We start from the raw sequence: 265 nt of genomic DNA, 5'->3' as shown, positions 1-265 counted from the left end.
CACCAGAGCATTACCACCGCAGCCGAGCAGTTAAATAAAGTCCCTTCCGCCATCAGTTACACCATCAAGAAAGCGGAAGAGAGCCTGGGCGTTGAACTGTTCATTCGTAAGGGACGCTATATTGAATTATCGCCAGCGGGAAGTTACTTCATCGAACATAGCAAAACTATTCTTGGCGACCTGGAAGCATTAAAGCGCAACACAGTGCTGATTCACGATGGTATTGAGCGTGAACTGACAATTGCGGTAAACAATATTATTCCTG

General features: G+C 46.0%; 1 protein-coding gene. It reads left to right on the top strand.

Going from position 1 to position 265, the window contains the following annotated elements; all coding sequences use genetic code 11:
* On the top strand, positions 1-265 hold a 265-nt coding region (locus tag SB719_RS20655; protein ID WP_412159813.1), incomplete at both ends, for a LysR family transcriptional regulator.

Source organism: Pantoea sp. SIMBA_079 (assembly GCF_046940275.1).
In the GTDB taxonomy this organism is placed as follows: domain Bacteria; phylum Pseudomonadota; class Gammaproteobacteria; order Enterobacterales; family Enterobacteriaceae; genus Pantoea; species Pantoea borealis.
This window is presented reverse-complemented; position numbering and strand designations above follow the sequence as displayed.